Genomic DNA, 24,473 nt, shown 5'->3' on the forward strand with positions numbered 1-24,473 from the left:
CGGCTATATTCCTTACTGTTGCGCTCTCCCCTCAAGGAGAGAGCACGGGATCAATGTTTTTTAAAACTCTGGGCTTATTTGCCGCGAGCTTCGATTACGGCCTGAGCAACGTTGTTTGGCGCATCATCATACTTCAGGAATTCCATGGAGTAAGATGCACGACCTTTGGTCAGTGAACGCAGTTGAGTTGCGTAACCGAACATTTCAGACAACGGAACTTCAGCGTGAATCTGAACGCCAGTAGCGTTAGATTCTTGACCTTTCAGCTGACCACGACGACGGCTAAGGTCACCGATAACGTCACCGGTGTTCTCTTCCGGAGTTTCAACTTCAACCTTCATGATAGGCTCAAGCAGAACTGGTTTCGCTTTCTTAAAGCCATCTTTGAAGGCAATAGAAGCGGCCAGTTTAAACGCCAGTTCAGAGGAGTCAACGTCGTGGTAAGAACCGAAGTGCAGACGCACGCCGAGATCTACTACTGGGTAACCCGCCAGAGGACCAGACTTCAGCTGTTCCTGGATGCCTTTATCAACAGCAGGGATGTATTCCGTTGGGATCACACCACCTTTGATGTCGTTGACGAACTCGTAACCTTTCGGATTCGAGCCCGGCTCCAGTGGGTACATGTCGATAACAACATGACCGTACTGACCACGACCACCAGACTGCTTAGCGTGTTTACCTTCAACATCGGTAACTTTCGCGCGAATCGCTTCACGGTAAGCAACCTGAGGTTTACCAACGTTAGCTTCAACGTTGAATTCACGTTTCATACGGTCAACGATGATGTCGAGGTGAAGCTCACCCATACCAGCGATGATAGTCTGGTTAGTTTCTTCATCAGTCCATACGCGGAATGATGGATCTTCTTTAGCCAGACGACCCAAAGCCAGACCCATTTTTTCTTGGTCAGCTTTGGTTTTCGGTTCAACAGCGATAGAAATTACCGGTTCAGGGAATTCCATACGCTCCAGAATGATCACATTGTCCTGATCACACAGGGTATCACCGGTAGTCACTTCTTTCAGACCAATAGCTGCAGCGATATCGCCCGCGCGAACTTCTTTGATCTCTTCACGTTTGTTAGCGTGCATCTGAACGATACGGCCCAGACGCTCACGTGCTGATTTCACCGGGTTGAACACGGTGTCGCCAGAGTTAACAACGCCAGAGTAAACGCGGAAGAAGGTCAGGTTACCAACAAACGGGTCAGTTGCGATTTTGAACGCCAAAGCAGCAAACGGCTCGTTGTCGTCTGAGTGACGAACAGCCGGAGTGTCTTTACCGTCGTCCAGCATACCGTTAATCACAGTAACGTCAGTTGGAGCTGGCAGATATTCAACAACCGCATCCAGCATCGCCTGAACACCTTTGTTCTTAAATGCAGAACCACAGGTAACCAAGATAATTTCGTTGTTCAGTACGCGCTTACGCAGAGAAGTTTTGATCTCTTCTTCAGTCAGCTCTTCGCCACCAAAGAATTTCTCCATCAGTTCGTCAGAACCTTCAGCAGCGGCTTCAACCAGTTTCTGGCGCCATTCTTCGGCCAGTTCCTGCATATCAGCTGGGATCTCTTCGTATTCGAAGGTCACGCCCTGATCGGCTTCATTCCAGTTGATGGCTTTCATTTTCACCAGGTCAACAACACCGGTGAATTTCTCTTCCGCGCCGATTGCCAGTTGCAGAGGCACCGGAGTTGCGCCCAGACGTTTTTCGATCTGGTCAACAACTTTCAGGAAGTTAGCACCCATACGGTCCATTTTGTTAACGAACGCGATACGTGGAACTTTATATTTGTTTGCCTGACGCCATACGATCTCAGACTGTGGCTGAACACCACCAACAGCACAGTAAACCATTACCGCACCATCAAGAACACGCATGGAACGTTCAACTTCGATGGTGAAGTCAACGTGCCCTGGGGTGTCGATGATGTTGATGTGGTGTGGTTCGAACTGTTTGGCCATACCAGACCAGAAACAGGTGGTCGCAGCAGACGTGATGGTAATACCACGTTCCTGCTCCTGCTCCATCCAGTCCATAGTGGCTGCGCCATCATGAACTTCACCGATTTTGTGGTTTACACCGGTGTAGAACAGAACACGTTCGGTAGTAGTAGTCTTACCGGCGTCGATGTGAGCACTGATACCAATGTTACGGTAACGCTCAATGGGTGTTTTACGAGCCATTTGATTCCTCTATATCCTAGGACGTTCATTTAAGTAACCCAAAGCGGGCAGCTCACATGAAGCGCCCGCTTGGTGACTAACACTCCGAAGGGATTACCAACGGTAGTGAGCGAACGCCTTGTTGGCTTCAGCCATACGGTGAACGTCTTCACGTTTCTTAACTGCAGTACCTTTGTTCTCTGCAGCATCAGAAAGTTCGTTCGCCAGGCGAAGAGCCATGGATTTATCACCGCGTTTACGAGCAGCTTCTACGATCCAACGCATTGCCAGAGCATTACGACGAACCGGACGTACTTCTACTGGAACCTGATAAGTAGAACCACCAACACGGCGGGACTTAACTTCGACAGTCGGACGAACGTTGTCCAGAGCGACTTCGAAAGCTTCCAGTGCTTGTTTACCAGAACGCTGAGCCAGGGTCTCCAGCGCGGTATACACGATAGATTCAGCAGTAGATTTCTTACCATCTACCATCAGAATGTTTACAAATTTGGCCAGCAACTCTGATCCGAACTTAGGATCTGGAAGAATTTTACGTTGACCAATGACGCGACGACGTGGCATGGGAATACTCCGTTGTTAATTCAGGGTTGTCCAAAACTCTATTGAGTTTGACATTTATTTAAAACGTTTGGCCTTACTTAACGGAAACCATTAAGCCTTAGGACGTTTCACGCCATACTTGGAACGAGATTGCTTACGGTCTTTAACGCCGGAGCAGTCAAGTGCACCACGAACGGTGTGGTAACGAACACCTGGCAAGTCTTTTACACGACCACCACGGATCAGGATCACTGAGTGTTCCTGCAGGTTGTGACCTTCACCACCGATGTAGGAGGTAACTTCAAAACCGTTAGTCAAACGCACACGGCATACTTTACGCAGTGCGGAGTTTGGTTTCTTAGGAGTGGTAGTATATACACGAGTACATACGCCACGTTTCTGCGGGCAGGCTTCCAGCGCAGGCACGTTGCTTTTTGCAACTTTGCGAGCGCGTGGTTTGCGTACCAGCTGGTTAACTGTTGCCATTAAATAGCTCCTGGTTTTAGCTTTTGCTTCGTAAACACGTAATAAAACGGCCTCATATAATATGAGGACGCAGAATTTTAGGGCTGAGCCGAAAAGGTGTCAAGAAATATACAACAATCCTGGATTTTACCAGGAAATATGTTGTTCGTGTTTAACCGTCAATGCAACGAAGTCAGTATAGCTGACCTTGCCTACACCGGTTGAAATTTGAGTAGTTAAGCCGCGAGCCTCGATATCTTCCTGCAGAGCATACACAGTAATGGGGGCTGAGAGCAGTAAATCAAGGGCTTTGGTCCCTGAGAGGGCTGCAATGACCGCATCTTGCCGTAATAAAAGTTCATCACCATGCTTCACACAGCGCAGCAACGATTCAAAATCGGTCTGAAAAGGTGAGTGTTGTAAAATATGCAGCATGTCGCCTCAGAAGGTTAGCACCACATCAAATTGATGCAGCATTTCGCACAATGCATCAGGCTCAAGCGGTTTAGCATCGAGAACCCAGTTTCTTTCTGGCGATAACCCTCGTTCACGGATCGAAGTCGCGCAGAGATAACACTGCTCGATATCGTACAACGGCAGCACGCGGAATGTCGCGATGTAGTCTCTGGAGAGGATAAGGCCTGGTTGCTGATCTGGTATCAGTTGCATAACCCCGTCGCCAATGAAAAACACGCCGATGTCTTCGGTTAGTGCTGATGTGGCAAGTAAGGCATCAAGCCCTTCACGCCCGCTGGCGCTTCCATGTGGTGCTGATTGAAATACGAATGCTACACGCTTCATCAGAATTGTACCGTCCGATCACAGCTCAACGAAGCCTGAGCCAGTGCCCCTAACCCACTAAGGGTGAAGCCAGGCTGCATATTATGACAAGGTAAACCGAGCTGTTTAGCTTGCTCTGCGTCAGTAACACCGCGACGCAGCGCCGCTGCAACACAGATATGCAATTCAACACCATGCTGTTCATTGAGTTGCTGCCACGCGCGAACAATATCAAATTCATCATTTGCAGGGGATGTAAGAAGGTTTGCGTTATAAACACCTTCGCGGTAGAAGAACACGCTTTCTAATGTGTGCCCTTGAGCAATAACGGCCTGAGAAAACTGCAACGCACTACTCGCCTGCTGCGTACCATAAGCTGGTCCTGTCACCAGGATGGCAAAACGCATTACTTATCCTGCCCCTGGAAATCACCGTTTTTGAATTGACGGATATAGAGATAAACCGTGTGCTTAGAAATATTCAAACGATCGGCAACCTGGTTAATCGCATCTTTGATATCAAAGATACCTTTCTCGTAAAGGTTCAGCACAATCTGCCGATTCTTGGCGTTGTTGGACACATTGCGATCGGCATTCACTTCTTCAATCGTGAATTCCAGCGCCTGCATAACCAGATCTTCAACTGAGGATGCAAAGTTCACCGATGAAGCCACTTCAGGCGTTTCTGGCGGAATAAACGTCGACATAATTTGCGAGAATGGAACATCAAGATTGATGTTGATACACAATAAGCCGATAACACGTTCATCACGGTTACGAATGGCAATAGTCTCTGACTTCATCAGGACACCGCTTTTTGCACGGGTGAAATAGCATTTGGAAACGCTACTATCCGCACCAGTCATATCATGCAGCATACGTAAGGCAAGATCGGTAATCGGCGAGCCAATTTTGCGCCCAGTGTGTTCACCATTTGCGATGCGAATAGCGGAACACTTCAGATCTTGCAGCGAGTGCAACACAATTTCACAGTGAGAACCAATCAGCATCGCTAACCCGTCCACCACCGCTTCGTAGGATTTTAATATTTCAAAGTCGGTTTGTTCGAAAGGACGCTGGTCCAGTAAATCAAGCTCACTGGTTTCATTGGTTAAAAGCGAATTGGACATTTAAAGATACCACCCTCTACAGAGAGCCTGTCGCGCTTAAATGGTGTCAGGGCAGACTCATACTCGTTGTTGCGCAGCCTGCTAAGGTAATACAGCGTAAGAGGCGCTTTCCAGCTTTTATTATATCCTGCCTCAAATAAAAAACCGCCGCCCCTGAGGACGGCGGTTAATAATGCCTTATTTGCTCTTAGCTGCATCAGCTTCTGGAGCGGCTTCTGGTTTCGCGTCTGCTTTAGGCGCTGGTTTAATATCCAGCAGCTCAACGTCGAATACCAGTGTGGAGTTAGCCGGAATTCCCGGAACGCCAGTTTTACCATAAGCCAGTTCTGGTGGAATAACCAGTTTGATTTTCCCGCCTTTCTTCAGGTTTTTCAGGCCTTCAGTCCAGCCTGGGATAACACCGTCAAGACGGAAAGAGAGTGGCTCGCCACGGGTGTAAGAGTTGTCGAACTCTTTACCGTCGATAAGCGTACCTTTGTAGTTCACAACAACAGTGTCGCTGTCGGTTGGTGCTTCACCTGTACCGGCTTTGTCGATTTTATACATCAGGCCAGTAGAAGAAGTTTTAACACCTTTCTCTTTTGCGAAAGTATCACGGAAGGCTTTGCCTTTATCCGCGTTTTCTTTAGCGTCTTTTTCCATTTTCGCTTGAGCGGAAGACTTCACGCGAGCTTCGAAAGCTTGCAGAGTCTGCTCAATTTCCTGATCGGATAATTTGCTCTTGTCAGCAAATGCATCCTGAACGCCGGCGATAAGCTGGTTCTTGTCCAGCGTGATCCCCAGCTTTTCTTGTTCTTTCAGAGAGTTTTCCATATAACGGCCCAGCGAAGCACCTAATGCGTACGCAGATTTCTGGTCGTCATTTTTGAATGCTGCGTTGCTTGCAGCTGGTGCCGCAGGGGCAGCAGCATCTTTAGCAGCAGCCGGAGTCGCAGGGGCAGCGAACGCCGGAGCGCTCAGGGCAACGGCCATCGTGGTCGCCAGTAGCGTTACTTTAAACAGTGATTTCATCCATTTCTCCAGGGCCGGGGCCTCTAACCCCAAGGTTATTATCAACTAAGAGACGTACTATAACGTCGTGGAAGAAATCTACACAATCTCTCCGCGCCTTATCGAGACAAATTCAGACTCTTTTTGTATAAAGAAGTTTCGTCCTGAGCAAAACGACGCTGTACCGTGCAGAATTTTTCAGTAGAATCGCCAGAAATTGTCCATCCGCAGGCCAGGAGTATTAGCCATGCAACAGAAATCGACCGAACAACGGCTAGAAGAACTTGAGAGTCGTCTTGCTTTCCAGGAGATTACTATAGAAGAGTTAAATCAGACGGTAACGGCTCATGAATTAGAGATGGTCAAACTGCGCGAGCATTTCCGCTTGCTAGTTGAAAAACTAAAAGCCAGCCAGCCTTCGATGGTGGCATCAGAAGCCGAAGAGACTCCACCTCCGCATTACTAGTTACCAAAAGAAAAGGCGTGTCAGTGACACGCCTTTTTTTATCTTTCGCAGATTAGTGGCAACCGCAACCGCCATTACCGCCACAACCGCCTTTACCATGTTCATGTTCATGGTCGTCGCCGTGACCGTGACCACCACAGCAACCACCTTCATGGTCGTGATCGTGGTGATGATCATGTTCGCCGTGAACGTGGCCATGAGCCAGTTCTTCAGCAGTTGCTTCGCGAATTGCGATAACTTCTACGTTGAAGCTCAGGTTTTGACCTGCCAGCATGTGGTTGCCATCAACAACAACGTGCTCATCTTCAACGCCAGTAATTTCAACTGGTACTGGGCCCTGGTCGGTGTCAGCCATAAAGCGCATACCAACTTCCAGCTCATCAACGCCCATGAACACGTCTTTAGGAACGCGTTGCACCAGGTTTTCGTCATACTGGCCGTAAGCGTCATTTGCGCCAACATTCACGTCGAAACGATCACCAACAACGTGACCTTCCAGCGCAGTTTCCAGACCTGAAATCAGGGAGCCGTGACCATGCAGATAGTCCAGCGGCGCACTCACCGGAGACTCATCAACCAACACACCGTCTTCTGTACGTACCTGGTAAGCCAGGCTGACCACCAGGTCTTTTGCTACTTTCATGATATCTCCTGAGCGAGCGTGAGAAAAAAAACTGGCGCCGATTGTAGCGGAATTTAGCGCCGGTGTACCCCTAAGCTTAAAAAAAGCTGGAGCATCTCGCTAGTCCGGATGAAAAATCCCAATGACTTGCTCTTGTTCGCGAACATGCTCACGAACTTGCTTATCCGCCTCACGCATTTGGTGGCCGCACTTAACACACTCAACAATATCGACATTATTCTCACGCCACATCGCGAGGGAATCTCGCTCCTGGCATTCGGGGCAAACAGCCCCGGCAATAAAACGTTTACGCACCGGCATTCGCTTCACCTTATTTATTCAAATTCATCCCAACCATCGAACTGCCGACGCTCTTGCTGCATCTCGCGTTCGAAAATCTCTTCTAACTCACGACGCGCTTCACGCACCCTGGAAATTTGTGCGTTATCAGTATGAATCGGCATTAACTCACGCAGCATGCTCATATCCAGACGGCGGAAATGAAGCTGCGCGCGGTGCGCCTGATGAGGATGCATCCCCAATGTCATCAGCGCCTTGCGACCTAATTCGAGCGCACTGGAGAAAGTTTCACGTGAGAACTGTGTCACTCCAGCTTGCAACAATTCATGCGCTTCTACACGACCACGGGCTCGCGCCAGTATCGCCAGGTGTGGAAAGTGTTGTTGACACAAATGGACGACTTTCATTGTGTCTTCCGGCTCATTACAGGTGATAACGATAGACTTTGCGGTCTCCGCTCCTGCCGAACGCAGCAACTCAAGCTCCGTGGCATCGCCGTAATAGACTTTATAGCCATATTTACGCATCAGACTGACTGAGCTAATGTCTCTCTCAAGAACAGTAATGCGCATTTTGTTCGCCATCAGCAAGCGGCCAATCACCTGCCCAAAACGCCCAAAGCCGACAATAATGACTTGCGGCTGATCGTCTTCAACGTAAGGCTTTTCATCGTTTTCGTCGTCAGCAACATTAAATCGCCGCGCCAGAATGGCATCAACGCCTTTCATCAGCAGTGGCGTGGTCATCATTGAAAGTGTAACCGTCACCAGCAACAGTGGCATTTGGTCACCGCTGAACAGCTTTTGTGATGAAGCCGTAGAGAAAAGTACGAATGCGAACTCCCCGCCTTGGCTTAGCACGCCTGAAAACTGTAGTCGCTCGGAGCTGCGCAAACCGAAAAACCACGACAGGCCATACAGTACGCCGGCTTTAACCGCCACCAACACCACTACGCCTAAAACAACCCAGAAGATATGGGTGTAAAGCACGCCGAGATTTAATGCCATGCCAACGGAGATAAAGAACAAGCCGAGCAATAATCCTTTAAAAGGATCAATCGCGATTTCCAGTTCGTGCCGGTATTCGCTTTCTGCCAATAACACGCCGGCAATAAACGTCCCAAGCGCCATTGAGAAGCCCAGCGCATCCATAAATAATGCTGACCCCAACACCAACAGTAATGCCGCCGCTGTAAAGACTTCGCGCACGCCGGAACCCGCAATAAAGCGAAATACCGGTTTCAGCAGATAACGCCCGCCAACCAACATCCCCGCAAAAGCCAGTACTTTGAAGCCGATCTTTATCCAGTCGGTATGCCCGCCGTCATTACCGGCCAACAACGGCACTAGCGCAATCGCCGGAATGACCGCCAAGTCCTGAAACAGCAACACAGAAAAACCAAGCTGCCCAGACTCGTTGCGATTCATACCTTTATCACGCATCAGCTGTAGCGCCATCGCCGTTGATGACATCGCCAGGCCAATCCCGCCAATTACCGCGGCTTGCCAGGAAAACTGAGTCAACATCAGCAGCCCAGCCAGGATCGTGGCACTGAGTAATACTTGTGCCGCACCGACACCAAATATCGAACGCCGAAGTTGCCAAAGTTTGGAAGGGTTCAGTTCCAGCCCGATGATAAACATCAGGAATACAACGCCCAATTCCGAGAAGTGAAGGATTTCATCTACATCGCTGATAAATCCTAATCCCCACGGCCCAATTGCAATACCTGCCAGCAAATAGCCCAGCACTGCGCCAATCCCTAAACGGGCGGCAATAGGTACGGCAACTACAGCAGCAAACAAAAACAGCACTCCGGCCAGTAATACGTCAGAACCTTCCATCAGCGGCCTCCCGGTAATGTCGGTGAAGCCAACCATTCACCATAAGCTTTCGCATGGCTGGCAAGCTCCTGGGGAGATTGCCGACGTGCCCAGTAAACAATCATCGGGTTCATCCAGTGCATACGGCACATGGCGGCAGTGAGTTCAAAGGGACGTAAAATATCGGTCAGTGGGAAGCGGTTAAAACCATCGTGCCGATAAGCGCCTTCTGGCTCTCCGGTGGTAATCACACTACGCCAATACTTTCCCGCCAGAGCGGTACCTCCGACACCACTTGCGAAGCCACGGCTCAACACGCGATCCAGCCACTCTTTTAGCAATGCGGGGCAGCTATAGGTATAAAGCGGATGTTGAAAGACGATGACATCATGCTCTTGCAGTAATGCCTGCTCGCGATAGATATCAATAAAAAAGTCAGGATAGTGCGCATAAAGATCATGCACAGTGACATTGGCAAGCTGCTGCGCCGGCTGGAGTAAGACGCGGTTTGCGACCGAGTCTTGTGACTCCGGATGGGCATATAGCAGCAAAACTTTCGGCGGCTGCGACATCATTACCCTCCAGGGCGTCGTCATAGTGATTTTTTTGGGCTACCATGCAGCCCGACGCGGTGCCGATAGCATCACGTTACCTTAATATAATGACAATTTAACATACTCTGAACATACGGCGCTTTATGATTGTTTTCTCCTCGTTACAAATTCGTCGCGGTACCCGCGTTCTGCTGGATAACGCCACCGCTACCATCAATCCGGGCCAGAAAGTGGGTCTGGTGGGTAAAAACGGCTGCGGTAAATCCACGCTGCTGGCGCTGCTGAAGAACGAGATCAGCGCCGATGGCGGAAGTATGACCTATCCTGGTAACTGGGCGTTGGCCTGGGTAAACCAGGAAACCCCTGCACTGGCGATGCCAGCCATTGAATATGTTATTGATGGCGACCGTGAATTCCGCCAGCTTGAAGCGGAACTGGCAAAAGCCAATGAGCGCAACGATGGCCATGAAATTGCACTGGTGCACGGCAAGCTCGATGCGGTTGATGCATGGACGATTCGCTCACGTGCGTCGAGCCTTCTGCACGGTTTAGGCTTCAGCAATGAACAACTTGAACGCCCGGTCAGTGATTTTTCCGGTGGCTGGCGTATGCGCCTGAACCTGGCACAAGCACTGATCTGCCGCTCAGATTTACTTCTGCTTGATGAACCAACCAACCACCTGGATTTAGACGCCGTAATCTGGCTTGAGCGCTGGCTGAAAAGTTATCAAGGCACATTGATTCTGATTTCTCACGACCGTGACTTCCTTGACCCGGTGGTGGGCAAAATTATTCATATCGAACAAGAGTCGATGTTTGAATACACCGGCAACTACTCTTCGTTTGAAGGCCAACGCGCGACGCGCCTTGCTCAGCAGCAGTCGATGTATGAAAGCCAGCAGGAGCGTGTTGCTCACTTGCAAAGCTTTATCGATCGTTTCAAAGCCAAAGCCAGCAAAGCAAAACAAGCGCAGAGCCGGGTGAAGATGCTCGAGCGCATGGAATTGATTGCGCCGGCACACGTCGACAACCCGTTCCACTTCAGTTTCCGCGAGCCAGAAAGCTTGCCGAATCCGCTATTGCGAATGGAAAAAGTCAGTGCTGGTTATGGCGAGCGAGTGATCCTTGATTCCATCAAACTGAATCTGGTGCCTGGCTCGCGCATTGGTTTGCTCGGTCGCAACGGTGCTGGTAAATCAACGCTTATCAAACTGCTGGCGGAAGAAATCAAACCGTTGCAGGGTGATATCGGCTTGGCAAAAGGCATCAAGCTAGGCTACTTCGCTCAGCATCAGTTGGAATATTTACGCGCTGACGAATCCCCACTTCAACATCTTGCACGTATCGCACCGAAAGAGTCTGAACAGCAGTTGCGTGATTATCTCGGCGGTTTCGGCTTCCGGGGCGATAAAGTCACCGAGCAAACAGCTCGCTTCTCTGGTGGTGAAAAAGCGCGTCTGGTTCTGGCATTGGTTGTGTGGCAGCGCCCCAACCTGCTGCTGCTCGATGAACCGACCAACCACCTTGATCTCGACATGCGTCAAGCGCTGACCGAAGCGTTGATTGATTTCGAAGGCGCGCTGGTTGTGGTATCGCACGACCGTCACCTGTTGCGTTCAACTACCGACGATCTCTACCTGGTTCACGATGGCAAAGTGGAAGCGTTTGATGGCGATCTGGAGGATTATCAACAGTGGCTTGTGGATCTGCAAAAGCAGGAAAACCAGCCCGACGATTCCGCGAAAGATAACGCCAACAGCGCCCAGGCACGTAAAGACCAAAAACGCCGCGAAGCCGAATTACGCACGCTAACTCAACCATTGCGTAAGCAAATCACCACGCTTGAAAAGCAGATGGAAAAGTTAAATGTGCAGCTTGCTCAAGTCGAAGAAAAGCTGGCTGACAGCGCCATTTACGACCAAAGTCGCAAAGCAGAAATGACCGAATGCCTGCAAACTCAGGTGAAAGTGAAGTCAGCTCTGGAAGAATGTGAGATGGAATGGCTTGATGCGCATGATCAGTTAGAACAGATGATGCAGGCCGAATGACTATTTGGCCTCACTAAAAATGAGGCCAAACGACTCAATGCCAAATCAGCAGCACGCACGCAGCCGTCAGCAATCCCATAAATACGTTGAAGATTGTCCAGGCGCGGCGGCTACGAAGCAATGTGCCAATCATGCTGCCAAAGGCAATCCAGATGATGCCTGCGACAATGTTAACCAGTGCAATACCAATACTGATTAACACAACCGAGTGCAGATACTGGGAACCTGCAAGGCTGAAACTTGCTACTGCGCCTAGCGCCATCAACCATGCTTTAGGGTTGATAACCTGTAATAAACCGCCCTGCCAGAAAGGAATCGGTTCAGGTGGCGGTGCATCCGTTTCCAGTTTTTCATAGGCTGCAGAGCCGATTTTCCAGGCCAGCCATAATAGGTAAGCACTCCCGGCAATCTTCAGGATAAGGTGCAAAGCTGGATATAAAAGGATTAAGCTACCGACGCCAAACGCCACCAGCAATAGAATGCATTGCATTCCCAGCATAATGCCTATCATCAATGGTATGGTGCGCAGGAATCCGTAATTCGCCCCGGATGAAGTGAGTAGCATATTGTTTGGGCCAGGTGTGATAGCAGCAACCCAGAGAAAGCCCAGCATTGAGAAAAAAAGCGTTTCCATGAAATGGGTGTTCCACACCCCGTAAAGTTAATTAGCAAACTAAATGAAACTAACAGTGTGATATGGCTACGACAAGTCCCGCAGTATTGAATTTTAATCACGAAGAAGATGAGCAATTTCGTCCGTTGAAGGGTGTGAGTAATCCACACCTGCAAACCATGCTTCCGCGTTTGATTCGCCGTCGCCTCAATTTCAAACCTCACTGGCAGCGTCTTGACATGCCGGACGGGGATTTTGTCGATCTTGCCTGGAGCGAGGACCCGCGCCAGGCAATGCATAAACCACGGTTAGTCGTTTTTCATGGACTCGAAGGTAGCCTGCACAGCCCATACGCTCACGGTTTAATCGAGGCCGCCAGCAAGCAAGGCTGGTTAGGCGTGGTAATGCATTTCCGTGGTTGCAGTGGTGTACCTAATCGCATGAAGCGTATCTACCACTCCGGTGAAACGGAAGATGGAAGTTACTTCCTTAACTGGCTCAGTACCCGTTATGGCAAAGTGCCAACGGCGGCGGTCGGTTTTTCTCTCGGCGGCAACATGCTCGCCTGCCTGATGGCAAAACAGGGTGCCGATTGTACGCTTCAGGCCGGTGTAGTGGTTTCAGCCCCTCTGATGCTTGAACATTGCAGCGCACATATCGAAAAAGGCTTCTCACGCGTTTATCAGCACTATCTTTTAAATCTGCTGAAGAAGAATGCCGCGCGTAAGTTAAGAAGCTATCCGGGCACACTCCCGGTAGATATGCGTCAGCTTAAAGGAATGCGTCGTCTGCGCGAGTTTGACGATTTGATTACCTCAAAGATTCACGGCTTTGCTGACGCTATCGATTATTACCGCCAGTGCAGCGCTATGCCGCTGCTGCCACAAATCAAAACGCCGACGCTCATCATCCACGCAAAAGATGACCCGTTTATGGATCACCATGTGATCCCCGATAAAGCTATCTTACCTGCCAATATCGAGTATCAACTCACGCGATACGGCGGGCATGTTGGGTTTGTGGGTGGCACGTTACGGCGCCCTGAAATGTGGCTTGAGCAACGTATCCCGCAGTGGCTGTCTCAATTTTTGGACCAGTAATATGATGATTCCCTGGCAAGACTTGCCTCCCGAAACGCTTGATAATCTGATTGAATCCTTTGTATTACGCGAAGGCACAGATTATGGTGAACAAGAGCGTTCACTCGAGCAAAAGGTGGCTGACGTTAAGCGCCAACTGCAAAGCGGTGAGGCCGTGCTGGTATGGTCGGAACTCCATGAAACGGTGAATATTATGGCTCGCGGGCAGTTTCGCGGCTAAGCGTTTAACTTCTATACTGCATAATAAAACCACCCTCACCCAGCTATCTCCCTGAGGGTGAGGGCCAGCCCTTACTTACACACACTTGCTATCACCCATGGAGTTGTTGCCTTATGTCAGCCAAACATCCGGTTATTGCCGTAACAGGTTCCAGCGGCGCGGGAACGACAACAACCAGCCTTGCCTTCCGTAAAATCTTCCAGCAACTCAATTTACGTGCAGCGGAAGTCGAAGGTGACAGTTTCCATCGTTTCACTCGTCCTGAAATGGATATGGCTATTCGTAAAGCACGCGACCTGGGGCGCCATATCAGCTATTTCGGCCCGGAAGCCAATGACTTTGGTTTGCTTGAACAGACGTTCATTGAGTACGGCAGAACCGGGCAGGGTAAGTCACGCAAGTATCTACATACTTACGATGAAGCCGTACCCTGGAACCAAATCCCCGGAACCTTTACGCCATGGCAGCCATTGCCAGAACCCACTGATGTTTTGTTTTATGAAGGTTTGCACGGCGGTGTAGTTACGCCACAGCACGATGTGGCTAAAGCCGTCGACTTGCTGGTTGGTGTAGTACCGATTGTGAACCTGGAGTGGATACAAAAGTTAGTGCGCGATACCAGCGAGCGCGGGCATTCCCGAGAAGCGGTAATGGATTCTGTGGTTCGTTCTATGGACGACTATATCAATTACATCACACCGCAATTCTCCCGCACCCATATCAACTTCCAGCGCGTCCCAACTGTTGATACGTCTAACCCATTTGCGGCTCGCGGCATCCCTTCTCTGGATGAAAGTTTTGTGGTGATTCATTTTCGCGGGCTGGATGACATCGATTTCCCGTATTTGCTTGCCATGCTGCAAGGGTCGTTTATTTCCCACATCAATACTTTGGTGGTGCCGGGCGGCAAAATGGGTCTGGCAATGGAATTAATTATGACGCCGCTCGTTAAGCGACTGGCGGAAGGGCGAAACATTAATCAGGGCGGCTAATCACCGCCCTGTTTTACACACTAAGCATCAATCACTTCATAGCTATGAGTAACGTTGACCGCTTTTTCAAGCATCAGTGCTACAGAGCAGTATTTCTCAGCAGAGAGGTCTACTGCGCGGGAAACTGCAGCATCTTTTAGCTCTTTGCCTGTCACGATGAAATGCAGATTGATGTGCGTAAACAAACGCGGAGCCTCTTCACGGCGCTCAGAGGTCAATTTCACTTCGCAGTCGGTCACGGCGTAGCGGCCTTTTTGCAAAATAGAAACTACGTCAATTGCACTGCAACCGCCAACGGACATCAGCACCATTTCCATTGGGCTTGGTGCTTTATCACCAGAATTGCCATCCATAAGGATCTGGTGCCCTGAAGCGGACTCGCCCAGGAAGGTAAACCCTTCAACCCATTTCACTCGTGCCTGCATGCTGCTTACTCCTGTAGAAAAATTACCTTTCAGAGTACGCAGATTCAGCAAATCTGGCAACGGAAGGCGACATGCGTCAAGCTGAAACGAGACAACAGGAGACACTTGCCAAAAGCTATGCTAAAACAATCCAGATGCTACATCGATACATTGACGTAATGCATGTATGCAGAGGACATCACTAATTACAGGCAGCAAGAATGACTTGCATGCCATCTCCCCAAGGTGGGGAATATTCTAATTACTTGCAACGCCAGACAGGATGTTTAGCGTCCTGTCGTTGGTAGCCAGTTATAAAACAGAGGATAACCGCGCATGGTGCTTGGCAAACCGCAAACAGACCCGACTCTCGAATGGTTCTTGTCCCATTGCCACATTCATAAGTATCCATCGAAGAGCACACTCATTCACCAAGGTGAGAAAGCAGAGACGCTGTATTACATCGTCAAGGGCTCTGTGGCTGTTCTGATTAAAGATGAAGAGGGCAAGGAAATGATCCTCTCCTATCTAAATCAGGGCGATTTCATTGGTGAGTTAGGGCTGTTCGAAGAAGGTCAGGAACGTAGTGCCTGGGTTCGTGCTAAAAGTGCCTGTGAAGTGGCTGAAATTTCTTATAAAAAATTCCGCCAGCTGATCCAGGTCAACCCAGACATTCTGATGCGCCTGTCTTCACAAATGGCTAGCCGTCTGCAAGTTACATCTGAGAAAGTGGGTAACCTGGCATTCCTGGATGTGACTGGTCGTATCGCGCAGACGCTGCTGAACCTGGCTAAACAACCTGATGCAATGACCCACCCAGACGGTATGCAGATTAAAATTACCCGTCAGGAAATCGGTCAGATCGTGGGTTGCTCTCGCGAAACTGTTGGTCGTATCTTGAAAATGCTGGAAGATCAAAATCTGATCTCCGCTCACGGTAAAACGATCGTCGTATACGGCACTCGTTAATCTCCGTCTAAAAAATGGCGTGTTGCTTCATAACACGCCTTTTTTGTCTCTACACTTCCCTCACTTGCTCTAAATAATTCATGTTGCAGGTAGGCGGTAAGCTCAGGAATCCCCAGGAGCTTACTAAAGTGAGTGACTGGTGTGACTGAGTACAACCAACAACCCTGCAACTTGAAGTATGACGAGCAAATGTGGCGACGGCTGATCTACCATCCTGAAGTTAACTACGCACTGCGACAAACGCTGGTGCTGTGCCTTCCGGTGGCAGTAGGTTTGCTCGTCGGCGATCTCCAGTCTGGCCTGCTTTTCTCGTTAGTTCCTGCCTGTTGCAATATTGCGGGCCTTGATACTCCACATAAGCGCTTCTTCAAACGTCTGATTGTTGGCGGCAGCCTTTTTGCCATCAGCAGTCTGATCATGCAGCTTTTATTACTTTATACCTCCGTACCGTTGCCGGTGATATTGGTCGTGATGGCGCTCTTGCTTGGGGTCACGGCAGAAATCAGTTCCTTGCACGCTCGTCTGCTTCCCGCATCACTCATTGCTGCCATATTTACACTCAGCATGGCCGGAAATATGCCGATCTGGAAACCGATGGTGCTGTATGTCTCCGGTACGATTTGGTACGGCGTATTTAACTGGTTTTGGTTCTGGATGTGGCGCGAGCAGCCACTGCGGGAATCATTGAGCCTGCTCTATCGGCAGTTGGCAGATTACTGTGAAGCAAAATACGGCATGCTGACTCAACATACCGATCCGGAAAAAGCGCTCCCTCCTCTGCTGGCTCGTCAGCAAAAAGCGGTGGATCTCATTACCCAGTGCTACCAACAGCTTCATATGCTGGCGGCAAACCAGCAAAACGGCTACAAGCGTTTGCTGCGTGCATTCCAGGTAGCACTGGATTTGCAAGAGCACATCTCGGTAAGCCTTCACCAACCAGCTGAAGTTCAGAAGCTCGTCGAGCAAAGCCATGCAGAAGCGGTTATTAGATGGAATGCTCAGACCATCGCGGCGCGGTTACGCGTACTGGCTGACGACATTCTTTACCATCGTTATCCACAGCGTTTTACGATGGAAAAACAGATCGACGCCCTTGAGAAAATCGCCCGTCAGAATCCAGATAACCCGGTTGGGCAATTTTGCCATTACCACTTCAGCCGTATCGCTCGCGTGCTACGCACCCAACGCCCGCTGTATGTCCGTGATTTAATGGAAGACCGGCAACGCCGTTTGCCACTGTGGGCGGCATTGAAAAGTTATTTATCGTTGAAGTCAGCGGCGCTTCGCAACGCAGCAAGATTGGGTGTGATGCTCACGATAGCCAGTCTGTTGGGTGCATTTTTACATCTGCCCAAGCCCTACTGGATTTTAATGACGGTAATGTTCGTGACGCAAAACGGCTACGGTGCCACACGAGTTCGTATTCTCCACCGTTCGGCGGGCACCATTGCAGGCCTTGCCATCGCAGGTATTGCGCTTCACTTCCACTTCCCGCAAAGCATTGCTCTGGGCGCGATGCTGGTCATTACGCTGGTGAGCTATCTGTTTATTCGCAAAAGCTACGGCTGGGCGACGATAGGCTTTACGGTGACCGCCGTTTATACCCTGCAATTGATAACATTAAGTGCCGAGCAGTATATCGTCCCTCGCCTGATAGATACCTTGCTAGGCTGCTTGATAGCCTTTGGCGGCATGGTGTGGCTGTGGCCACAATGGCAGAGTGGCTTGTTACGCCAGAACGCCCACGATGCGTTGGAAAGGGATCAAAATGCAATTCGCCTGATTCTCAGTAATGACCCCGAACCAACGCCGCTCGCTTATGAACGTATGAAGGTCAACCAGGCACATAACGCGCTGTTTAACTCCCTGAACCAGGCGATGCAGGAACCTGGATTTAATTCGCATTATCTGGCAGATATGAAACTGTGGGTGACGCACAGTCAGTTTATTGTCGAGCATATTAACGCAATGACGACTTTGGCTCGCGAACACAATATGTTGACGCCAGATCTTGCCCAGCGCTATTTGCAGTCATGTGAAATTGCGCTGCAACGATGCCAACAGCGGCTTCAGTATGATGGGCCTGGGGAAACCAATGACGCGAATATTTTGGACCCGCTAGAAGGGCTTCCAAACGGGCCATTAAGTACGATGGAACAACATTTGCAGAGGATACTGGGCCATCTCAGCACCATGCATACCATATCTTCGGTTGCATGGCGTCAACGGCCACATCATGGTATCTGGCTAAGCCGCCTGCGGCGCTCAGATTGATGATTATCCGTTAACGATCTTCGCAACGGCTTTGGCAAAGCGCGCCATACCGTCAGCGATATCGGCACTTTCCACAGTCAACGCCGGGGCAAAACGCATCACATCTGGCCCGGCGTTCAAAACCATCACGCCTTCCTGTGCTGCCGCATACAAAAATTCACGCGCGCGCCCTTTGTATTGTGGCTTTAGCTCGGCACCAATCAATAAACCCATGCCGCGAATATCGCTGAACACGTCGAACTGCTCGTCGATTTGTTGCAAATGCTTGACGAATTGCTGGCGTTTTTCCGTGACGCCATTCAGCACTTCAGGCGTGTTGATGATATCAAACGCCGCGCCCGCGACTGCGCAGGCCAGAGGATTGCCGCCGTAGGTTGAACCGTGTGTACCGACATGAAACGCCGAAGCAATTTCCTGAGTCGTCAGCATCACGCTGACCGGGAAGCCACCGCCAAGAGCCTTCGCGCTGGTCAAAATATCTGGCGTCACACCGTAATGCATATAGGCGAACAACTCGCCGATGCGCCCCATACCACACTGCACTTCATCAAATACCAATAAGGCTTTGTGCTCATCACAAAGGTCACGCAAGCCTTGCAAGAACTCTGGCGTTGCCGCCGTAACGCCACCCTCACCCTGAATCGGCTCGACCACGACCGCGCAGGTATGGTCGTCCATCACGGCTTTTACCGCATGCAAATCATTAAATGGCACATGAATGATGTCAGCTGGTTTCGGGCCAAAACCATCGGAATACTTAGGTTGCCCACCCACTGAAACAGTAAACAGAGAACGACCATGGAAGGCGTTATGGAAAGCGATAATCTTTGTTTTATACGGGCTATGGCGGGTCGAAGCGTAGTAGCGGGCCAATTTAAAGGCTGTTTCATTCGCTTCGGTGCCAGAGTTCATAAACAGCACGCGTTCAGCAAAAGTGGCGTCAATCAGCTTACTACCCAGGCGCAGTGCGGGTTCATTGGTGAAAACATTACTGGTATGCCATAGGGTTTCGCCCTGGCTTTTTAACGCTTCCACTAACGCCGGATGGCAGTGCCCAAGTGCGGTAACCGCGATTCCACCGGCAAAATCAACGTACTCTTTACCTTGTTGATCCCAGACCCGACTGCCCTTCCCTTTCACCGGGATAAACTCCGCCGGTGCATAAATCGGCAAAATCACTTCATCAAAAGTCGCGCGGGTAATTGCTGATTGTTCGGTTGCCATTAATTGCCATCCCATTTTTACGCAAGAACAGACATGAAAATATAATCATGAAATATGCATAAAAAATCATTATCTGGCAATAAAAAATCAACACTTAAGGAAATTGGCTAACAGCTGGTGTCCCTGCTCACTGAGAATACTTTCCGGGTGGAATTGCACACCTTCCAGCTCAAGCTCGCGGTGACGAATCCCCATAATCTCTTGCTTATCCGTCCAGGCGGTCACGTCAAAGCAGTCAGGTAATGTTGCGGGGTCGATAACCAAAGAGTGATAACGCGTGACGGTGAGAGGGTTGTTCAGGCCATTGAAGACGCCAGAATTATTATGCGTAATAGCGGATGTTTTGCCATGCATCACTTTTTCAGCGCGAACAATCTTCGCACCAAACGCCTGAGCAATCGCCTGGTGACCAAGACAGACACCGAGAATCGGTAACTGCCCGGCAAAATGAGTAATCGCCGCAAGTGAAATCCCGGCTTCGGTGGGGGTGCAAGGGCCAGGAGAGATGACCAGTTTTTCTGGTGCCAGGGCACTGATATCAGAAAGAGTCAGCTCATCATTACGTTTCACCACCACTTCTGCGCCTAATTCACAAAAGTATTGATAAAGGTTCCAGGTAAATGAGTCGTAATTGTCGATAAGCAGTAGCATCGCGGCTCCAGGGTAAAAAGAACCGCGCTATTCTATTCGCTTTCGCGCGCTTCACTCACGACTTTAGTGAAAATCTCAGTAAGCGGTGCCAGATCGCCCAACGCTCCCGCCTGATTCGCCGTTGCCCATCCTTCAGGCGAGACGTCTTTCCAATCGAGGATGTAACCGGCATGAATCGCTAACTGCTCGAAAAACACGCGCTGCGCCCGACCACTTCCAACAAAAAACGGATGAAGTACGTTAATTTCACAATAGTAATGCGACAGGCGCTGAACGAACTCAGTTCTGGAAAGACCGACCAGATAATGCTCGTCCTCCATTTCTTGCATCAGATCGTTGCCTTCATTTTCGATGTACTCGAAATGGCAGAACTGTATCTCCCCTTTGGAAATATCAACGTCTCGTAGCTCGCCTGCCCAGTCGAAAATATCCTGAAAAAGCTGCTGATGGATAGCACACAACCAGGGTAATCCGCGATGCAACGGGCCAAGTTCAATCGTTTCTACACGCTGCGCGATAATCTCATCTTGCGCATGAGGCTCAAGAATATCCAGCCGGGAACTAGCCTGAAATGAACGACTACGCAGCTGTTGCCAAAGACGGGACTTTTGTTTGTCGGTCAGTTTCTTTGTCATGGTGCCTCCCTAACATGACCCATAGTTGCCACAAGTATAAGCAGCAATCGGTAGAAGTGCTGGAAGGGAGATTTTGCGCGGGCATGGGGTACCCGCGCAGGAATTTGTTAAGGCAGAACTTTCGCGGAGAGGATAACTACAGGTTTTGACGGCACATTTTGGTATGGGCCAACGTCATGAGTTTGTACCTGAGAGATTTTATCGGCAACGTCCATCCCTTTCACAACTTTACCAAATACTGCATAACCGAAGTCGCGCTGGCCGTGATCGAGGAAGGCGTTATCAGCCACATTGAGGAAGAACTGGCTGGTCGCGCTGTCTTTATCGGCAGTACGCGCCATAGAAATGGTACCGCGAGTATTACGCAAGCCGTTATCGGCTTCATTTTTAATCGGTGGGTTAGGCTGCTTCTGATTCATATCTGCAGTGAAGCCGCCGCCCTGAAGCATGAAGCCCGGGATCACGCGATGGAAAATGGTGTTGTTGTAGAAGCCGCTGTTAACGTAATCCACAAAGTTTTTCACAGAAACTGGGGCTTTCTGGCTATTTAACTCAAGCTCAATTTCACCCGCTGATGTGGTCAACAGGACGTGTGGGTCGCCTTTAGCAGCAAGTGCCGCAGGAGAAAGAGCGGTTAGAGCAAACACAGTTGCTACAGCCGCCAGAGTCGATTTGAGCATGAATAATTCCTTACGAATGCAGTGAATGAGGCAAGTTGCTAGATTGTAAAGACGCACTCAAGTATGCGCCAGCCATTTACGGTTTTTTACTTTCACACAAATCAATAAGTTAAATGAATCAATAATCATATAACGCGATTAATCGTGACACTGGTCACTTTAAACTGAAGTCGTTGCAGCAAATGAATTATAAATTGTATGAATGAGTCACGTTTTTGACTAAAATCCATTCTTCTCGAGTGCTGTCAAAGCACTTTACATTTCTATTCACAGGCTTGTCATGACTAACAGCAACCGCATTAAGCTCACATGGATCAGCTTCTTCTCCTACGCCCTAACTGGTGCGTTGGTGATCGTCACCGGGATGGTGATGGGCAATATCGCAGAATATTTCCACGTCCCTGTTTCCAGCATGAGTAACACCTTTACTTTCCTGAACGTGGGCATTTTGATTTCTATCTTCCTGAATGCCTGGTTAATGGAAATTGTACCGCTCAAAACTCAGCTGCGTTTTGGTTTCATCCTGATGGTGCTGGCCGTTGCCGGGCTTATCTTTGGCGATAACCTGACTATTTTCTCAGTCGCGATGTTTGTGCTTGGGCTGGTCAGTGGTATCACGATGTCCATTGGTACCTTCCTGATTACGCACATGTATGAAGGCCGTGAGCGTGGTTCACGCCTGCTGTTTACCGACTCCTTCTTCAGTATGGCAGGGATGATTTTCCCAATGGTGGCCGCGATTCTGCTGGCTCGTAGCATCAACTGGTATTGGGTTTATGTCTGCATCGGTCTGGTTTATGTCGCTATCTTCATCCTGACCATCGGTTGTGACTTCCCGGCATTGGGTAAACACGCACCGCAACCTGAAAAAGTCGCCGAAAAAGAAAAATGGGGTGTGGGCGTGCTGTTCCTGTCCATCGCGGCTTTATGCTACATCCTCGGCCAGCTGGGCTTTATCTCCTGGGTTCCGGAATATGCCAAAAGCCTGGGTATGAACCTCAATGATGCGGGCCAGTTGGTCAGCGATTTCTGGATGTCTTATATGTTTGGGATGTGGGCGTTCAGCTTTATTCTGCGTTTCTTCGATCTGCAACGTATTCTGACTGTTCTGGCGGGTGCAGCGACTGTTCTGATGTACCTGTTTAACAAAAGCGAACCGGCACATCTGGCATGGTTTATTTTGGCGCTTGGCTTCTTCTCCAGCGCGATTTACACCTCTGTAATCACCCTGGGTTCATTGCAGACCAAAATCGCTTCGCCAAAGCTGGTTAACTTCGTACTGACCTGCGGCACCATCGGCACCATGCTGACTTTTGTGGTTACCGGCCCGATTGTGGCTCACAGCGGCCCGCACGCGGCTCTGCAAACCTCAAACGCCTTGTACGCAGTGGTATTTATCATGTGCCTGATTCTCGGCCTGGTGACGAAACACCGCCAGCATAACGCGGTGGCAGCGGTAAACTAACCGCAGCCGCAAAGCTAACGGCGGGTCTATTTACCCGCCGAATTTTATCTCTTCTGCTTCATCCAGCATCACCCAGGTTTGTGACAATTGCGTGGTCGCAATAACTTTCCCTTCCCGCACTGACCAACGCACCGGCACCTGCCTGCGTATCGCATCAAAGCCATTCTCGGCCGGAAGAATAATCAGGTTCGCCGCATTCCCCTCAGTAATACCGTACTCTTGCACACCAAACGTACGTGCACTGTTATCGGTAATCAGCTTCAAACCTTCGTCGATTTGCTGGTAACCCATCATCTGGCAGACATGCAGCCCCATATGCAGCACCTGCAACATATTGGCGGTGCCGAGCGGGTACCAAGGGTCAAACACATCATCATGCCCAAAGCAGACGTTTATCCCCGCTTCGAGTAACTCTTTCACCCGCGTGATACCACGGCGTTTTGGGTAATCATCAAAGCGCCCTTGCAGATGAATATTTACCAGCGGGTTGGCGACAAAGTTAATCCCGGACATTTTCAACAAGCGGAACAAACGCGAAGTATAAGCACCGTTGTAAGAGTGCATCGCCGTGGTATGGCTGGCGGTTACGCGCTCGCCGATGCCATCGCGCAACGCCAGTGCCGCGACGGTTTCGACAAACCGCGACTGTTCATCGTCAATTTCATCGCAGTGAATATCTAACGGGCGATCGTACTTTTTCGCTAGTGCGAAAGCTTTATGCAGCGATTCAACGCCGTACTCACGGGTGAATTCAAAGTGCGGGATTGCCCCCACCACATCCGCCCCCAGTCGCAGTGCTTCTTCAAGCAGCGCTTCCCCGTTGGGGTACGACATAATCCCTTCTTGCGGGAAGGCGACGATTTGCACCTCAATCCAGGGAGCCGCTTCTTGCTTCACTTCCAGCATCGCTTTTAACGCGGTCAGTGTAGGGTCTGAGACATCAACGTGGGTGCGGACATACTGAATGCCGTTGGCAATCTGCCACTTCAGCGTCTGCCAGGCGCGTTGTTTGACATCTTCATGCGTCAGAAGCGCTTTTCGTTCAGCCCAACGTTCAATGCCTTCGAATAAGGTGCCTGACTGATTCCAGCTCGGTTGCCCGGCGGTCTGCGTGGTATCAAGGTGAATATGAGGCTCAATAAATGGGGGGATAGCAAGACCGCCTCGCCCATCAAGCACCTGCTGGCTTTCGGTTTGGGTTTCACTCATTGGTTTAATGGTGCTGATGCGCCCATTTCCGATAGCTATTTGCCATAAGCCTTCGCGCCCGACCAGACGCACATTTTGAATCAACTCCAACGCCAGATTGCTCATACCCACTCCTTGTTAATTAGCCG

At 50.0% G+C, this 24,473-nt stretch carries 27 protein-coding genes; 8 read left to right on the forward strand and 19 right to left on the reverse strand.

All coding sequences use genetic code 11. The annotated features are described in order from the left end of the window. Positions 1 to 74: 74 nt before the first annotated feature. The 8 genes from fusA to fkpA all read right to left on the reverse strand — a co-directional run bounded on the left by fusA (position 75) and on the right by fkpA (position 6,117). A complete protein-coding gene (fusA, locus tag M977_RS09245) occupies positions 75 to 2,189 on the reverse strand; it encodes an elongation factor G (RefSeq protein ID WP_064514257.1) in 2,115 nt (704 codons plus the stop codon). Positions 2,190 to 2,282: 93 nt separating this feature from the next. After that, complete coding sequence (gene rpsG, locus M977_RS09250) at positions 2,283 to 2,753, reverse strand: 30S ribosomal protein S7 (protein WP_034499040.1); 471 nt, start codon at positions 2,751 to 2,753, stop codon at positions 2,283 to 2,285. 90 nt (positions 2,754 to 2,843) lie between these two features. Further along, positions 2,844 to 3,218 carry a 30S ribosomal protein S12 gene (gene rpsL / locus M977_RS09255; protein ID WP_003023654.1) on the reverse strand — a complete coding sequence of 125 codons (375 nt, stop codon included), beginning with the start codon at positions 3,216 to 3,218 and terminating at the stop codon, positions 2,844 to 2,846. Positions 3,219 to 3,344: 126 nt separating this feature from the next. Beyond that, complete coding sequence (tusB, locus tag M977_RS09260) at positions 3,345 to 3,632, reverse strand: sulfurtransferase complex subunit TusB (RefSeq protein WP_064514259.1); 288 nt, start codon at positions 3,630 to 3,632, stop codon at positions 3,345 to 3,347. Between the two features lie 6 nt (positions 3,633 to 3,638). Next, positions 3,639 to 3,998 (reverse strand): sulfurtransferase complex subunit TusC, encoded by a 360-nt coding sequence (gene tusC, locus M977_RS09265; protein ID WP_064514261.1) that lies wholly within the window; start codon positions 3,996 to 3,998, stop codon positions 3,639 to 3,641. Further along, a complete protein-coding gene (gene tusD / locus M977_RS09270; protein WP_064514263.1) occupies positions 3,998 to 4,384 on the reverse strand; it encodes a sulfurtransferase complex subunit TusD in 387 nt (128 codons plus the stop codon). Before tusD ends, tusC begins: the two co-directional genes overlap by 1 nt. Further along, on the reverse strand, positions 4,384 to 5,106 hold the full coding sequence (locus M977_RS09275; protein WP_034460202.1) for a helix-turn-helix transcriptional regulator: 723 nt from the start codon (positions 5,104 to 5,106) through the stop codon (positions 4,384 to 4,386). Before M977_RS09275 ends, tusD begins: the two co-directional genes overlap by 1 nt. A 177-nt stretch (positions 5,107 to 5,283) precedes the next feature. Continuing rightward, a complete protein-coding gene (fkpA, locus tag M977_RS09280) occupies positions 5,284 to 6,117 on the reverse strand; it encodes an FKBP-type peptidyl-prolyl cis-trans isomerase (RefSeq protein WP_064514265.1) in 834 nt (277 codons plus the stop codon). A 226-nt stretch (positions 6,118 to 6,343) separates the two neighbouring features. Here fkpA and M977_RS09285 point away from each other — a divergent pair, with 226 nt between their 5' ends. Then, positions 6,344 to 6,562: a protein SlyX gene (locus M977_RS09285; protein WP_034460204.1), complete on the forward strand. Its 219-nt coding sequence runs from the start codon at positions 6,344 to 6,346 to the stop codon at positions 6,560 to 6,562. Between the two features lie 52 nt (positions 6,563 to 6,614). On the opposite strand, the gene slyD is transcribed toward M977_RS09285, so the two are convergent. From slyD to kefG, 4 genes are all read right to left on the reverse strand, one after another. Beyond that, on the reverse strand, positions 6,615 to 7,205 hold the full coding sequence (slyD, locus tag M977_RS09290; protein ID WP_064514268.1) for a peptidylprolyl isomerase: 591 nt from the start codon (positions 7,203 to 7,205) through the stop codon (positions 6,615 to 6,617). A gap of 99 nt (positions 7,206 to 7,304) precedes the next feature. Continuing rightward, positions 7,305 to 7,505 (reverse strand): YheV family putative zinc ribbon protein, encoded by a 201-nt coding sequence (locus tag M977_RS09295; protein ID WP_064514270.1) that lies wholly within the window; start codon positions 7,503 to 7,505, stop codon positions 7,305 to 7,307. Between the two features lie 14 nt (positions 7,506 to 7,519). Next, entirely contained in the window at positions 7,520 to 9,328 is a 1,809-nt protein-coding gene (gene kefB, locus M977_RS09300; protein ID WP_064514272.1) for a glutathione-regulated potassium-efflux system protein KefB, read from the reverse strand. Further along, positions 9,328 to 9,879 carry a glutathione-regulated potassium-efflux system ancillary protein KefG gene (gene kefG, locus M977_RS09305; protein WP_064514274.1) on the reverse strand — a complete coding sequence of 184 codons (552 nt, stop codon included), beginning with the start codon at positions 9,877 to 9,879 and terminating at the stop codon, positions 9,328 to 9,330. The genes kefB and kefG overlap by 1 nt, the downstream gene beginning before the upstream one ends. A gap of 125 nt (positions 9,880 to 10,004) precedes the next feature. Between kefG and M977_RS09310 the strand changes: the two genes are divergently transcribed. Continuing rightward, positions 10,005 to 11,909, forward strand: a complete 1,905-nt coding sequence (locus M977_RS09310; protein WP_064514276.1) for an ABC transporter ATP-binding protein — start codon at positions 10,005 to 10,007, stop codon at positions 11,907 to 11,909. Positions 11,910 to 11,943: 34 nt separating this feature from the next. On the opposite strand, the gene M977_RS09315 is transcribed toward M977_RS09310, so the two are convergent. Further along, positions 11,944 to 12,543, reverse strand: coding sequence for a LysE family translocator (locus M977_RS09315; protein WP_064514278.1), 600 nt, complete (start codon positions 12,541 to 12,543; stop codon positions 11,944 to 11,946). A 62-nt stretch (positions 12,544 to 12,605) separates the two neighbouring features. On the opposite strand from M977_RS09315, the gene M977_RS09320 reads away from it, so the two are divergent. The 3 genes from M977_RS09320 to M977_RS09330 all read left to right on the forward strand — a co-directional run bounded on the left by M977_RS09320 (position 12,606) and on the right by M977_RS09330 (position 14,834). Continuing rightward, on the forward strand, positions 12,606 to 13,622 hold the full coding sequence (locus M977_RS09320) for a hydrolase (RefSeq protein ID WP_064514280.1): 1,017 nt from the start codon (positions 12,606 to 12,608) through the stop codon (positions 13,620 to 13,622). A 1-nt stretch (position 13,623) separates the two neighbouring features. Continuing rightward, entirely contained in the window at positions 13,624 to 13,842 is a 219-nt protein-coding gene (locus M977_RS09325) for a YheU family protein (RefSeq protein WP_034460225.1), read from the forward strand. Positions 13,843 to 13,955: 113 nt separating this feature from the next. After that, positions 13,956 to 14,834, forward strand: coding sequence for a phosphoribulokinase (locus M977_RS09330; protein ID WP_064514282.1), 879 nt, complete (start codon positions 13,956 to 13,958; stop codon positions 14,832 to 14,834). 20 nt (positions 14,835 to 14,854) lie between these two features. Here the strand turns inward: M977_RS09330 and M977_RS09335 are convergent, their stop codons facing one another. Continuing rightward, positions 14,855 to 15,259 (reverse strand): OsmC family protein, encoded by a 405-nt coding sequence (locus M977_RS09335; protein ID WP_064514284.1) that lies wholly within the window; start codon positions 15,257 to 15,259, stop codon positions 14,855 to 14,857. 315 nt (positions 15,260 to 15,574) lie between these two features. Between M977_RS09335 and crp the strand changes: the two genes are divergently transcribed. Both crp and M977_RS09345 read left to right on the forward strand, forming a co-directional pair. After that, a complete protein-coding gene (crp, locus tag M977_RS09340) occupies positions 15,575 to 16,207 on the forward strand; it encodes a cAMP-activated global transcriptional regulator CRP (protein ID WP_034499073.1) in 633 nt (210 codons plus the stop codon). 189 nt (positions 16,208 to 16,396) lie between these two features. Further along, positions 16,397 to 18,481 carry a YccS/YhfK family putative transporter gene (locus M977_RS09345; protein ID WP_064514520.1) on the forward strand — a complete coding sequence of 695 codons (2,085 nt, stop codon included), beginning with the start codon at positions 16,397 to 16,399 and terminating at the stop codon, positions 18,479 to 18,481. 3 nt (positions 18,482 to 18,484) lie between these two features. Here M977_RS09345 and argD read toward each other — a convergent pair whose 3' ends face one another. The 4 genes from argD to ppiA form a co-directional block, all read right to left on the reverse strand. Then, complete coding sequence (gene argD, locus M977_RS09350) at positions 18,485 to 19,705, reverse strand: bifunctional acetylornithine/succinyldiaminopimelate transaminase (RefSeq protein ID WP_157092059.1); 1,221 nt, start codon at positions 19,703 to 19,705, stop codon at positions 18,485 to 18,487. 87 nt (positions 19,706 to 19,792) lie between these two features. Then, on the reverse strand, positions 19,793 to 20,356 hold the full coding sequence (gene pabA / locus M977_RS09355; protein ID WP_064514288.1) for an aminodeoxychorismate synthase component 2: 564 nt from the start codon (positions 20,354 to 20,356) through the stop codon (positions 19,793 to 19,795). 32 nt (positions 20,357 to 20,388) lie between these two features. Continuing rightward, positions 20,389 to 20,991 (reverse strand): putative adenosine monophosphate-protein transferase Fic, encoded by a 603-nt coding sequence (locus tag M977_RS09360; protein WP_064514290.1) that lies wholly within the window; start codon positions 20,989 to 20,991, stop codon positions 20,389 to 20,391. Between the two features lie 107 nt (positions 20,992 to 21,098). Then, positions 21,099 to 21,671: a peptidylprolyl isomerase A gene (ppiA, locus tag M977_RS09365; protein ID WP_064514292.1), complete on the reverse strand. Its 573-nt coding sequence runs from the start codon at positions 21,669 to 21,671 to the stop codon at positions 21,099 to 21,101. A gap of 280 nt (positions 21,672 to 21,951) precedes the next feature. Here ppiA and tsgA point away from each other — a divergent pair, with 280 nt between their 5' ends. Continuing rightward, the gene (gene tsgA / locus M977_RS09370) at positions 21,952 to 23,136 is read left to right on the forward strand and encodes an MFS transporter TsgA (protein WP_064514295.1); all 1,185 of its coding nucleotides are present in this window, start codon (positions 21,952 to 21,954) and stop codon (positions 23,134 to 23,136) included. 30 nt (positions 23,137 to 23,166) lie between these two features. Here the strand turns inward: tsgA and M977_RS09375 are convergent, their stop codons facing one another. After that, a complete protein-coding gene (locus M977_RS09375) occupies positions 23,167 to 24,450 on the reverse strand; it encodes a cytosine deaminase (RefSeq protein ID WP_064514297.1) in 1,284 nt (427 codons plus the stop codon). Between the last annotated feature and the right edge of the window lie 23 nt (positions 24,451 to 24,473).

This window comes from Buttiauxella gaviniae ATCC 51604, from assembly GCF_001654835.1.
GTDB classification, from domain to species: domain Bacteria; phylum Pseudomonadota; class Gammaproteobacteria; order Enterobacterales; family Enterobacteriaceae; genus Buttiauxella; species Buttiauxella gaviniae.